This is a genomic window from Bradyrhizobium sp. AZCC 2176, from assembly GCF_036924645.1.
Taxonomy (GTDB): domain Bacteria; phylum Pseudomonadota; class Alphaproteobacteria; order Rhizobiales; family Xanthobacteraceae; genus Bradyrhizobium.
Window position 1 is genome coordinate 4,580,775 of the sequence record NZ_JAZHRX010000001.1, and the last position, 12,862, is coordinate 4,593,636.

Consider the following 12,862-nt stretch of genomic DNA (forward strand, 5'->3'; position numbering starts at 1 on the left):
CCATCGACGTCGCCCGCGTCGGGTCTGCTGGTGGCACCGGGGCCGTCGCGTATGCCGCTGGCGGTAAGCATTCGAGTGCAATGAGGCAGGGGCGATCCGAAATCTAGGAGGATTCCATGGCCACAATGGACAATAGCTCGCCGGTCGGCGCGACCGACCTGCCTGCACCGCCGCTCTGGATTTGTGTTCTGCTCGGGCTCGCGATGGTCGGGGCTGGAATTCTGGTTCTCGGCGACATCATGCTTGTCACCGTTATCAGCACCATCTTCATCGGCTGGATCTCCATCATCGCCGGTGCCTTCGAGATCGTCCACGCCTTCTGGACCAAAGGATGGGGAGGGTTCGTCTGGCAGGTGCTGCTCGGCATCCTCTACGTTGCATTCGGCATCGTGCTGGTGGGCCAGCCGGTCGCCAGCGCGCTGATCCTCACCTATGTCCTCGGCCTGGTGCTGCTGATTTCCGGTTTCGTTCGCATCCTGCTCGGCATCAGCCACTGGCGAGAAGCGGGCTGGATCATGCTGTTATCCGGCGTATTCGGCGTTCTGGCCGGCCTCGTGATCCTGACGGGATTCCCGATGACGGGATTGTGGGTCCTTGGATTCCTGCTCGGCGTCGACCTGATATCCCACGGGATCGGGTGGCTGGCTTACGCGTGGCTGCCGACGGCCAGGACAGCGAGCAGCACGTAGCAGATTTCGGATTCCGGAAGGGTTGGCAGGACTGGCGAACCCAATGCGATTTGTCGAGGAACGAACCGCCACATTGCGGTGGATGTTTGCACTTCGTGCCGTGCGTACGCGGAGGGGAGGTTTATATGCCCTCAACAGAATGGTCCGGCGTCGTTAAAGTCCTGACAATCGTTGCGGCCTTGAGCCTCCCGGCTTTGCTGCCTCCGCTCCCTGCGCAGGCCCAGCAAGGCGCGGCTGTCCTGTTTCAAAACGTACGCATCTTCGACGGAAGGAGCGGCACGCTTTCAGCGTCGTCCAATGTCCTGGTCCGGGGCAACAAGATCGAGAAAATCTCGCCCGCCGCGATCACGGCGGACGCCGCGCAAACGGCCGTCATCGACGGCGGAGGGCGCGTGCTGATGCCCGGCCTGATCGACGCGCACTGGCATGCGATGTTGATCCGCCCAACGCCGGCGGCCGCCATCGCGGGCGACGTTGGCTACAACAATCTTCTTGCGGCTGCGGAAGCGACGGACACGCTCATGCGAGGCTTCACCACTGTTCGCGACGTGGGCGGGCCTGTCTTTGGGCTCAAGCAAGCCATTGATGATGGCCTCGTCCCCGGTCCTCGCATCTACCCGTCCGGCGCCATGATCACGGTCACCAGCGGCCATGGCGACTTCCGGCAGCGCTCCGAACTGCCGAGAACGATCGGCGGCATGCTCAGCCGCATGGAGCAGATCGGCGGCAGTATGGTCGCGGATAGTCCCGACGAGGTGCGCGTGCGCGTGCGCGAGCAACTCATGCAGGGGGCGTCCCAGATCAAGTTGACGGCGGGCGGCGGGGTGTCATCGCCCTTCAGTCCGATCGACGCCGTCACCTTCACCGAGCCCGAATTGCGAGCTGCGGTCGAAGCGGCTGAGAATTGGGGCACATACGTTGTCGCGCATGCCTTTACGCCGGCTGCGATCCAGCGGTCTATTGCCGCTGGCGTGAAGTGTATCGAGCACGGGTTCCTCATGGACGACCCGACCGCCAAGCTGATTGCCGAGAAGGGCGTTTGGCTGAGCTTGCAGCCGCTCCCCGAAGAGTTGAGGCAAGGCTTTCCCGAGGGCTCAGTCGAGCGAGCCAAGGCCGAGGAGGTCTGGCCGGGCATAGGCAAGACATACGAGTTTGCGAAGAAGTACAAGCTCAAGACGGCGTGGGGCACCGATGTTCTGTTCTCCCCCGCGCTGGCCCAGCGCCAGGGGGCAATTCTGGCCTCGCTTGTCCGGTGGTACACCCCCGCCGAAGCACTCGCCATAGCGACGGGGACGAACGGCGAATTGCTGGCACTATCCGGTAAGCGCAACCCCTATCCGGGAAAGCTCGGCGTGGTGGAGGAAGGGGCGCTGGCTGACCTGCTGCTGGTTGACGGCAATCCAATCGACAACATTAAACTGATAGAGGATCCAGCCAGGAATTTCCTCGTTATCATGAAGGACGGAAAGATTCACAAGAACCTCGTCGGCGGTGACAAGGCGAAACCAGATCGGGCGGCTCGGTGAGCGCTACGTCGAGGACGAAGCGAGTTTGGGCTGGGTTCGATTGAGTGCCGCCACCTTCAGATGGAATGGCAGCATCGTGACCGACATCGGCAATTGCCCGATGCTTTCGCCGTCGACGTCGGCGCGGACCATGCGGTCGCTATCGATGGTGACCCGCGTCGCGTGACGCCGCGAGACTTTTGGATGCGCGAGATAACTGCCGTCGCCGAGGTTGGGAACGATCTTGGTCAGGCTTTCCCAGCGGCCCATCTCGCCGACCATGATCAGGTCGAGCTTGCGGTCACCGGGATCGGCGCCCGGCGCGAGCATCAGGCCTTCGCCGGCGCCGTCGAAACTGCACAGCATCAGCGACCACATCGGCAGGTTCTGTTCGGCCTCGTCGTCGATCCTGATACGGTAAGGGCGCGGACTGTAGGTCAGCGACGTGAACGCCGTCATCAGGACGTAGCTGATCGGGCCGAGCCGCTTCAGGAGCGGCACACGTTGAGCGCGCCAGGAAATCGTGGCGGCGGCGCCGACGATGGCGAGCACGAAGCCGTAGCGCGTCACCTGGTTGCCCGCATAGCCCTTGGCGTCGGCGCGGAATACATCGATGTCGCGGGTGTGGCCCATGGCGACGGCCTTGCTTGCCTCGCCGAGCGAGAGTTGGCCGAAGGAGCGGGAGAGTTCGTTCGACGTGCCGCCCGGCAGTTGCGCCAGCACGAGGTCTGGCGCGATCGGCCGGTCGTCCGAAATCACGCCATTCATCATCTCACTGAAGGTACCGTCGCCGCCAACGGCGATCAGGCGCTGGCAACCGGCATCGACGGCTTCCCGCGCCAGCTTCGTCGCGTGATTGGGCGCGCGGGTCATCGCAATGTCGTCGTCATCGATCGGGCCGAGATGCTTTTCGAGTTCGGCGCGAATCTGCAGCCAGCGCATGCCGCAGCGGCCCTTGTTCGCCATCGGATTGACGATGATCCTGGTTTTCACGGTCATCTCCGCCAGAAGACAATCGCGCCAGCTTGACGTCGGCGCAGCAGCGAATCAACCGGAAAGCGAACTATTCGCAGGTGCAATAAATGCTCCGGGCGCGTTATGGAAGCCGGAGAGCTTCGAGCGGCGGCGCAGAGCTTTTACGAAAAGAACGCGATCTTCTCGACCTGGCTCATGCGCCGGATCGGCGCCAGCGGGTCGTTGGCCGCCGTGACCGGCTTTCGCAGCATGCCGCTCGCGATGAGGGTCGAGCCGAGCGACACTTCCACCGCCGGCATGGGCGCAGGTGGCACAGGCGCAGCGGCGGGCGGCGGGGGCGGTTGAATCACCTGTTGAACCGGCGGCGGCGATGGCGCGGCGACCGGTTCGGGTGCCTTTGCGACGATCGCGGGGGCGATCGGTGCAGGCTCCGCCAAGCGGGCCTGCTCGGCTGCCGCTTCGGCGATCTCGTCGTCGTTGATCGGATCCGGCGCACCCATCTCCATCGCGATCATGTCGAGGACCGCCTCGTCCTGAGCGTCGGCGTCTTGGAAGTCGGTGTCTTGGAAGTCGGTGTCTTGGAAGTCGGTGTCTTGAGAGCCGGCGTGTTGGGCGTCGGCGTTCTGAACAGCCGCTTGGGCGGCAGCTTCCTGGAGGACGATTTCCTGGACTTCCTGGGCAGCGGCGACCTCGGTGGCCGGCGGCGTTTCCGCCTGCGTCAGCACGGCTTCCGCCGCAGCGGCCTCGGTGGGCCTGGCCAGCGAAGCGGATGGTGCCTCGGCAGCTTCCTCTGTCAAAACTGTTTTGGCTGCCGCCGCCGGGGATATTTCCGGCGCGGCCGGGAAGGGCGCCGTTGCCTCGGTCTCGGCAACCAGCGAGGAGCGGTCGTCGTCGCCGAATTCTACAAGCCGGCCCTGCAGGGCGGCAAAGGCCGCACGCAGCGCAGCTCTCGCCTCCTCGGAGGAGAACTGGTCGGTGCCCTTTTCGATGACGGTGACCTGCGAATCGATCAGGTCGCAGATCCGCCCGTCATTGCCGATTTCCCGCAACCGCCAGGCGATTTCCCGCAGCACCCGCGCGCCCTTTCGGACCGGCGCCAGCCGCTGCTCCAGCGCGAGGCTGTCGAGCGCCTCTACCGCCGATTCCTCGGCCGCCTCGACCGAACTGCGGATGGCGGCGAGCGCCTCGGTCAGGCGTTCTTGCGCCGCCGCCGCCGCGGCGACGGCCTCCGCGGCCTGCTGCGCCGAAAGGCCTTCCTCCCGGTGCAGGCTTTCTTGCCGCTGAAGGTCTTCTTCCCGCTGGGCCGCGAGGCTTTGCTCGATCCGCGCCACCGCGTCCAGCACCATGCGGGTGTCGGCATTGCGGTTGCGCTTGGCGTATTCGGTCAGGAACCAGCGGCCCCGCGAAGTCTCCATGAAGGCTTCGGCGATTGCCGCATAATCCTCCTCGCTCGGCAGCGTGGCGCGTGCTGAGATCGGCGAAAGGGCGAATGCTTCGTCGGCCATGTCAAACTCTTCGCGCAAATCAGCGCGCATTGCGATAACGAAACAACACGATATTGCCCGAATCGCAATTGAATTGATGCAGAGCGAATCACAAATCCCCACAGCTTCTCAAGGTGCATCCAGGCGTTTCGCGACGCGGGTGGCGCTGTTTTACGGCACGCTGTTCGGCATGACCGGCACCCACCTGCCGTTTTTCACGGTCTGGTTGAAGGCGGTCGGAATCGATGCGTTTTGGATAGGGCTGATCACGGCCGTTCCCCCGGTGACGCGGTTTACGGTGCTACCACTGGTGACGGGCCTTGCGGAACGGCGCCAGGCCCTGCGCGGGGCCATCATCGTGACGGCGTTTGCCACCGCTTTGGGCTTTTCCATCCTGGGCACCCAGCATCTGCCGGTGCTGGCGTTCCTGATCTACGCCCTGACCTGCTGCCTGTGGACGCCCATGGTGCCGCTGACGGATGCCTATGCGTTGCGGGGCGTGAAGCGCTATGGCCTCAACTACGGACCATTGCGGCTGTGGGGCTCGGCCGCCTTCGTCCTCGGCGCGCTGGTCTGTGGGGTGCTGTTCGACCTCATCGCCGCCGGAAACCTGATCTGGATTATTGCTGGCTCGGCCGCGATCGGGGCGCTGGCCAGCCTCGCGCTGCAGCCGCTGGATGACAGCAGGACCGCTCGCCCGGGCACTGGCGGCGTGGGCGCGCTGCTGCGCGACAGTGGCTTTCTCGCTGTTATCGTGGCGTCGGCGCTGATCCAGGGCAGCCATGCCGCCTATTACATTTTCGCATCGATTGCCTGGCAACAAGCGGGATATGACGGGCTGACGATCGCAACGCTGTGGGTGCTGGGCGTGATTGCCGAGATCGTGCTGTTCGCGCTGTCGCCGCGGTTCACCTTGCAGCCGGCGATGCTGGTGGTGATCGCGGCACTAAGCGCCGCCGCGCGCTGGGTGATTACGGCGCAGGACCCGCCGCTGGCTATACTCGCGATCGTCCAGCTCGCGCATGCGCTGAGCTTCGGGCTGACCCAGGTCGGAATCATGGGATTGATGCTGCATCACGTGCCCGGCCACGTGATGGCGCGCGCGCAGGGCTATCTGACCGCCTGCGGCGGCATCGTCGCCGGCTTGGCGTCGATTGCGTCAGGCGCGATCTACGAGACCTGGGGTCAGGGCATCTATTACGTGATGGCTGTCATGGCAGCCTCGGGAGGGCTGGTGGTCTGGCTGGCGCGGGACCGGCTATCGCATCAGCCCCACAAGGCGGCTTCCGGCGGATAGACCAGGCTGCCGTCGTAGCGCAGCCCGCCATCGCGGTCACGCGCCAGCAGCAGCGGACCGTCGAGATCGACGAATCTGGCCTGCTGCGCCAGCAGCGTGGCCGGTGCCATCGCCAGCGACGTCGCGACCATGCAGCCGATCATGATTTCAAAGCCGAGCGCTTGCGCGGCATCCGCCATGGCGAGCGCCTCCGTCAGCCCGCCGGTCTTGTCGAGCTTGATGTTGACGGCGTCGTAGCGCGCGCGAAGGCCTTCAAGGGATGCGCGGTCATGCACGCTTTCGTCGGCGCAGACCGCGACCCTTCGCTTGATGTGCGCCAGCGACTCATCCCGCCCGGCCGGCAGCGGCTGTTCGACCAGCGTCACGCCGGCGTTGGCGCAGGCGGCCAAATTGTATTCGAGATTGTCCGGCGTCCAGGCTTCGTTGGCATCCACGATCAGTTCGGATTCCGGGGCCGCCTTGCGGACCGCTGATATCCGCGCGTCGTCGCCGTCCCCGCCGAGCTTGATCTTCAAGAGCGGCCGGTGCGCGGCCTTCGCAGTTGCTGCCGCCATGGCGTCCGGCGTCGCCAGTGAGATCGTGAAAGCGGTGGTGCAAGGGCGAGGGGCCGGCCGGCCGAGCAGGGTCCAGACCCGTTGGCCGGAGCTCTTGGCCTCGAGGTCCAACAGTGCGCAATCCAGCGCGTTCCGCGCGGCGCCCGCAGGCATCGCCGCCTGCAGGGTCATTCGGTCCAGTCCCTTCGCGAGCGGTTCCTGCATCGCGTTAAGGGCTTCAAGTGTTGCTTCCGGGGTCTCGCCGTAACGGGCGTAGGGCACGCATTCGCCGCGGCCGCTCTCACCGTCATGGCTGACGGTGGCGACAACCGTGACGGCTTCGGTCTTGGCGCCCCGGCTGATGGTGAAAGCGCCTGCAATCGGCCAGCGCTCGATGCTGACGGCAAGCTTTCGAGATAGGCTGGAAGTCATTTTAAAATCTGCAATTTTCTGAACCGCAAGCTTGCCCGCTGCTACCAACTATGGCTGGTTAGGGACAGATTCGACAAGGCAATACGGCGTGCGGAACCCAGGCGTTTTGCATAGGTCACGTACTGGCCTTAAGGGGTGGGCATCGTGAGCGGCGACCCGACATTGGAGCGGATGGCCAGGGGCAACGGGCTGGCGCTGTGCGCGACCGGTGCGTGGACGGCCCGCTTTGCGCCGGTGCTGGAACGAATGGTCACTGAGGCCGAGAAGCTCAGCGGCACCAGGCCCAACATCTTCATCGACGTCTCGCAGGTGTCAAAACTCGACACGTTCGGCGCCTGGCTAATCGAGCGGCTGCGGCGAAGCCTGACCCAGGGCGGCATCGAGGCCCAGATCGCCGGGCTTTCGGCCAATTATTCGAGCCTGGTCGACGAGGTGCGCCGCGTGAAGGCCGAGCCGATCGTCGAAACCGACCGGGTGACGATCACGGGCATGCTGGAACAGATCGGCCGCAGCGTGGCCGGCGTCGGCGGCACCTTGATCGGGCTGATCGACATGCTGGGCGCGGTGCTCGCAGCGGCCGCCCATGTCCTCGTTCGGCCTCGCAACTTCCGCCTGACCTCGACCATCCACCATTTGGAGCAGGTGTGCTGGCGCGCGGTGCCGATCGTGGTGCTGATCACGTTCCTGATCGGCTGCATCATCTCGCAGCAGGGCATTTTCCATTTCCGCAAATTCGGCGCCGACATCTTCGTGGTCGACATGCTCGGCGTGCTGGTGCTGCGCGAGATCGGCGTGCTTTTGGTGGCGATCATGGTGGCGGGTCGCTCGGGCTCGGCCTATACCGCCGAACTCGGCTCGATGAAGATGCGCGAGGAGATCGACGCGCTGCGCACCATGGGTTTTGACCCGATCGAGGTCCTGATCCTGCCTCGGATGCTGGCACTGGTGCTGGCTTTGCCGATCCTGGCATTTCTGGGCGCGATGGCAGCGCTTTACGGCGGCGGGCTGGTGGCGTGGCTCTATGGCGGCGTCGATCCGGAAGCTTTCCTGCTGCGGCTGCGCGACGCCATCTCGATCGACCATTTCATCGTCGGCATTATCAAGGCGCCGGTGATGGCGGCCGTGATCGGCATCGTCGCCTGTGTCGAGGGGCTGGCCGTGCAGGGCAGCGCCGAGTCGCTCGGCCAGCACACGACGTCCTCGGTGGTGAAGGGAATCTTCTTCGTGATCGTGATGGATGGTGTGTTCGCCATCTTCTTCGCATCGATCGGAATGTGACCATGGCGGGCGAGATTTCCGACGCCATTATCCGGGTTCGCGACATCACCGTGCAATTCGGCAAAACGCGCGTGCTCGACGGGCTCAACCTCGACGTCAAGCGCGGCGAGATTCTTGGGTTTGTCGGTCCCTCGGGCGCTGGAAAGTCGGTGCTGACGCGGACGATCATCGGCCTGGTGCCCAAGATCGCCGGACGTATCGAGGTGTTCGGTGTCGACCTTGATGCGGCGAGTGCCGCGGAGCGCCGCGGCGTCGAGCGCCGCTGGGGCATCCTGTTTCAGCAGGGCGCGCTGTTCTCCTCGCTCACGGTGCGCCAGAACATCCAGTTTCCGGTGCGCGAATATCTCAACGTCTCGCAGCGGCTGCTCGACGAGATCATGGTGGCCAAGCTCGGCATGGTGGGCCTGCGGCCCGAGGTTGCCGACCGCTATCCGTCCGAACTCTCCGGCGGCATGGTCAAGCGCGTGGCGCTGGCGCGCGCGCTCGCGCTCGATCCCGAATTGGTGTTCCTGGACGAGCCGACCTCCGGGCTCGATCCGATCGGCGCCGGGGATTTCGACGAGCTGGTGCGCACCCTGCAGCGTACTTTGGGCCTGACGGTTTTCATGGTAACCCATGATCTCGACAGCCTTTATACGGCCTGCGACCGTATCGCGGTTTTAGGGAACGGTAAGATCATTGCCGCAGGATCGATTGCCGACATGCAGGCCTCGCAGCATCCCTGGCTGAGGCAATATTTCCACGGCAAGCGCGCCCGCGCGGTCATGGGCTAGAGACCATGATCACGAAACGGGCACCGGTTTTTGATGAGATCATGCTCAAACAAGCGATAAATGACAGGTCTGATCGGCAAAGCTGAACGGACCCAGGTTTCGGAGTACCTTGAGTTATGGAAACGCGGGCGAATTACGTCCTGATCGGGGCCTTCACGCTGGCGGTGATCGCCGCCGCATTCGGCTTCGTGCTGTGGTTTCAGAGCCTTCACACCACCAAGCAGCGCAGCCCGATCCGCATCGTGTTCGAAGGCCCGGCGTCGGGCCTGCGCAACGGCGGGAGCGTCAATTTTAACGGTATCAGGGTAGGGGAGGTTGTCTCGGTCAAGCTCGACAACCCGCGGCGGGTGGTCGCACTGGCGATGGTCGAGAACAACGCCCCGATCCGCAAGGACACGCTTGTCGGCCTCGAATTCCAAGGACTGACCGGCGTCGCGGCGATCTCGCTGAAGGGCGGTGAGGAGACCGCGCCTGCCGTGCCGCTCGACGAGGACGGCGTGCCGATGCTGACCGCCGACCCGAGCGCGCTGCAGGACGTGACGGAGTCGATTCGCGCCACGCTGCAGAACGTCAACCGGCTTGTCGCCGACAACCAGGAGTCGGTGAAGAACTCGCTGCGGAATCTCGAAACCTTCACGGCCGCGCTCGCGCGCAACTCCGAGAAGATCGACAACGTCATGCTCAGGGTCGACGGCGTGATGGGCAAGGCCGACAGTCTGATGCTCGGGCTGAACACGATCGCGGGCGGCGCCGCCGGCGGCGAATTGAATCTCATGGTGAAGTCGATCCGCGAACTCGCGGAGGATTTCGACAAGCGATCCGGCGCGCTGATGGCCGATGGCCGCCGCACCCTCTCCGACATCAGCCGCGCCGTGAACAATTTCGACCGTAACCCGACCCGCGTGATCTTCGGCGGAGGCAATGCTCAGGCGGCCGAGCCCGCGCCAACCGCGGCAGCCTCGCCAAGGCCGGCACCGACCGCGGCAGCTCCGAAGCCGCCGAACGGGCAGAAACGGCAGTAAGGGCCGCAAACCTCGCGTGAAGCCTTATCAACTCGCGGTCTTGAGCCGGGCGCCTGCATCGGCTTTCATGTACTCGGCGTATAGCTCAGCCTTGTGCGGGCGTCCGATCAAATAGCCCTGCATATCGTCGCATCGCTCCCGCATCAGGATCGTAAGCTGCTCGTTGGTCTCGACGCCTTCGGCAAGAACCGGAACGTTGAAGCCATGAGCGAGCCCGATCACGGCCCGAACGATTGCCAACGAGCGCGCGCTGCAGCCGAGTGAGGCGACGAAGGAGCGGTCGATCTTGATCCGGTCGAGCGGAAACGCCTGCAGATAGGACAATGACGAGTAGCCGGTCCCGAAATCGTCGAGCGCGATCATGATGCCGAGGGATTTGAGGGATTTCAGGGTCTGGCTCGCACGCGAGATATCCTCGATCAGGACGCCCTCGGTAATTTCCAGCTCGAGCCGGGATGGCGGCAGGCCGCTGTCGCGCAACGCCGCGCGCACCTGATCCTCCAGATTCTCGCGGCGGAACTGGGCGGCCGAGACGTTCACGGCAATGCGCACGCTCTCGTCCCATGACGCCGCCTGCCGGCAAGCCTCCCGCAGGACCCATTCATCGATCTTCGCAATCGACCCGCTCTCCTCGGCGACCGGAATGAATTCTCCGGGCATCACCAGACCGCGCAGCGGATGCTGCCAGCGCACCAGCGCCTCAAATCCGTTGATCCTGCCGTCCCTGTGGCGCTGCGGCTGGTATTCGAGATAGAGTTCGCCGTTCTCGACGGCAGAACGAAGATCGTGCTCCATGGCACGACGCTCGCGCAACTGCCGGTCCATCGCGCTGGTAAAGATGCGCGTTGTCCCGCGCCCCTCATTCTTTGCGCGATAGAGCGCCGCATCCGCATTGGCCAAGAGCGATGCAGGGGTGTCACCATCGCGCGGGTAGAGCGCCACGCCGATGCTGAGGTCGATGTCCAGCGCGTGGCCGTCGATCTCGATCGCGTGTCTGAACGCGTCGCGCATTCGGCCGGCCACGAGTTCTGCAGCTCCCGGCAACGGCACCTGTTCGGTGATGGCAATGAATTCGTCGCCGCCCACGCGCGCGACATAGGCGCCCTGGGCGGCCTGGCGCAGCCTTCGGGATGCCTCCTGCAGCACGGCATCGCCCGTCGAATGCCCGAACAGGTCGTTGACTTCCTTGAAGTGATCCAGATCGATGCAAAGGACCGCAAAGTTGCCGCCGGCGTCTCCGGTATGCTGCATCAACGTGGAAAGGCGCGCGTCGAACGCGGCACGATTGGGCAGATCGGTCAGAAGATCGTGCGATGCCAGGTATCTGACTTTCTGCTCGGCGCGGTTGCGCTCTGTCACATCGAACGCCACCGAAACGATCCCGGCCTTGCCCTGATAGAGCAGAGGCCGCGATTCAATCACGACTTCGATCAGGTCGCCTCGGGAAGTCTTGTGGATGACGGGTTCCTGCAGTGTCCGGGCCAGCTCCGCCGGCGCGCAACCGTCTGCGCTGAGATTGTGCTCGGACATCGAGAGCAGTTCTTCGCTCAGATAGCCGTAATGGCTGCACATCGCGGCATTGACTGCCAATAGCCGCCTCGTACTCGCGTCCGCTACCCACATCGGCAACGGGTTCTCTTCGAACAGCAGCCGGAACGAAGCCTCGCTGCGTTTCAGGTCGGTGATATCGACACGAATCCCGATGCTGCCGCCGTCCGCGGTCCGCCGCTCCTCGATTCGGGTCCATCTGTCGCCCGGCAGTTGTTGCTCGTGGTAGCTTTGCGGCAGGGCATGGCGGGCCATGCGTTCCCTAAACCATTCGTCCTCGCGCCCAACGGCGTCGGCGTATTGACGATGCGCCAGGCCAGCACGAAGAATGTCTTCGAAGCGGGCGCCCTCAACGATGGCCGCCGCATTGGACGCATAGAGCCTGGGATATTGCCGGTTCCACAGAACCAGCCGGTCGTCCCTGTCGAATATTGCCAGTCCTTCGGGGACAACGTCCAGGGCTTCCGTCAGATAGGTATGCGCGGCCCGGGTACGCTCTCCTTCCTCGGCAAGTCTCGCCTGAGTTTCGATCAGCCGGACGAAATTGCCGAAATTCGTGTTGATCATCCGGACGAACAGAACCAGCAGAAGGCCCAGATTGATGCCGATGCAAACCAGAAGCGGTTCTCCGGAAGCGAGCAAGCGCAACGCGAGCGGCAGTCCTGCAATGAACAGCGTCAGCCGCGACGCAGCCGGGAAAATGCCAAGACAATAGGCCGCGCCGATGCAGCCCATGAATACGAGCAGCGAGATCGGTGCGCGAAGCGAGGGGTCCACGGCTTCGATCAGCGCCAGGGTCCAGATGAGAAATCCGGCGGGCAACGCGGCGGAAAGAATTCGCATCCGTGCCAGAAACCGATAGGCCTCATCCGGCGTGAGTTCGACCCCGCGCATCCTGACCCACTGGATCATGCGAATGACGCTAATGGTCAGAAGCGCGCCGGGGAGGGTGAATCTGAGCCATCCATTGACCGGTGAAGGTAGGACAAAGCCGACGCTGATGCTGTCCAGCAGCAGCACGGCATAAAGAATCGGGACCTGGTTGGTGAGGATGCGAAATTGCTCGCTGACGAGCGCGCGGCCGTGCGGCGTTGTGCATTCGCCGACGGCGAACAAGCTACGCGCCCTGGTTATGAAGTTCATGCCATCTCGTCCCGTCACGAGACGGCAAGCTATGCCGCAATCAAGAATCTCTCGTAAAAACACTTGGTAGCAATGAGCTTAATCCGCGCCAAACCGCATTTTCCTCACGGAAAAGCGCCGGAATCCGGCAAATCATCAGCCCGCGTTTCGCGGAACACCGTGGTTTTACGGACGCACAATTTC

10 protein-coding genes are annotated in these 12,862 nt (G+C 63.9%); 6 read left to right on the forward strand and 4 right to left on the reverse strand.

The features are described from left to right. Positions 1-116: 116 nt before the first annotated feature. The gene (locus tag V1288_RS21510) at positions 117-689 is read left to right on the forward strand and encodes an HdeD family acid-resistance protein (protein WP_334358949.1); all 573 of its coding nucleotides are present in this window, start codon (positions 117-119) and stop codon (positions 687-689) included. 125 nt (positions 690-814) lie between these two features. Continuing rightward, on the forward strand, positions 815-2,215 hold the full coding sequence (locus tag V1288_RS21515; RefSeq protein WP_334358950.1) for a metal-dependent hydrolase family protein: 1,401 nt from the start codon (positions 815-817) through the stop codon (positions 2,213-2,215). 3 nt (positions 2,216-2,218) lie between these two features. On the opposite strand, the gene V1288_RS21520 is transcribed toward V1288_RS21515, so the two are convergent. Together V1288_RS21520 and V1288_RS21525 are read right to left on the reverse strand one after the other, a co-directional pair. Next, entirely contained in the window at positions 2,219-3,187 is a 969-nt protein-coding gene (locus tag V1288_RS21520) for a diacylglycerol/lipid kinase family protein (protein WP_334358951.1), read from the reverse strand. Positions 3,188-3,330: 143 nt separating this feature from the next. Further along, on the reverse strand, positions 3,331-4,674 hold the full coding sequence (locus V1288_RS21525; protein ID WP_334358952.1) for a hypothetical protein: 1,344 nt from the start codon (positions 4,672-4,674) through the stop codon (positions 3,331-3,333). Positions 4,675-4,750: 76 nt separating this feature from the next. Between V1288_RS21525 and V1288_RS21530 the strand changes: the two genes are divergently transcribed. Further along, positions 4,751-5,950, forward strand: a complete 1,200-nt coding sequence (locus V1288_RS21530; protein WP_334358953.1) for an MFS transporter — start codon at positions 4,751-4,753, stop codon at positions 5,948-5,950. Here V1288_RS21530 and dgcA read toward each other — a convergent pair. Then, positions 5,920-6,915, reverse strand: a complete 996-nt coding sequence (gene dgcA / locus V1288_RS21535) for an N-acetyl-D-Glu racemase DgcA (RefSeq protein ID WP_334358954.1) — start codon at positions 6,913-6,915, stop codon at positions 5,920-5,922. The two genes, V1288_RS21530 and dgcA, sit on opposite strands and share 31 nt — an antisense overlap. A 144-nt stretch (positions 6,916-7,059) precedes the next feature. Here dgcA and V1288_RS21540 point away from each other — a divergent pair, with 144 nt between their 5' ends. The 3 genes from V1288_RS21540 to V1288_RS21550 all read left to right on the forward strand — a co-directional run bounded on the left by V1288_RS21540 (position 7,060) and on the right by V1288_RS21550 (position 9,988). Then, positions 7,060-8,193: an ABC transporter permease gene (locus V1288_RS21540; RefSeq protein ID WP_334358955.1), complete on the forward strand. Its 1,134-nt coding sequence runs from the start codon at positions 7,060-7,062 to the stop codon at positions 8,191-8,193. A 2-nt stretch (positions 8,194-8,195) separates the two neighbouring features. After that, complete coding sequence (locus V1288_RS21545; RefSeq protein ID WP_334358956.1) at positions 8,196-8,966, forward strand: ABC transporter ATP-binding protein; 771 nt, start codon at positions 8,196-8,198, stop codon at positions 8,964-8,966. 116 nt (positions 8,967-9,082) lie between these two features. After that, entirely contained in the window at positions 9,083-9,988 is a 906-nt protein-coding gene (locus tag V1288_RS21550) for an MlaD family protein (protein WP_334358957.1), read from the forward strand. Positions 9,989-10,015: 27 nt separating this feature from the next. Here the strand turns inward: V1288_RS21550 and V1288_RS21555 are convergent, their stop codons facing one another. After that, positions 10,016-12,679, reverse strand: coding sequence for a putative bifunctional diguanylate cyclase/phosphodiesterase (locus V1288_RS21555; RefSeq protein WP_334358958.1), 2,664 nt, complete (start codon positions 12,677-12,679; stop codon positions 10,016-10,018). Positions 12,680-12,862 lie beyond the last annotated feature (183 nt).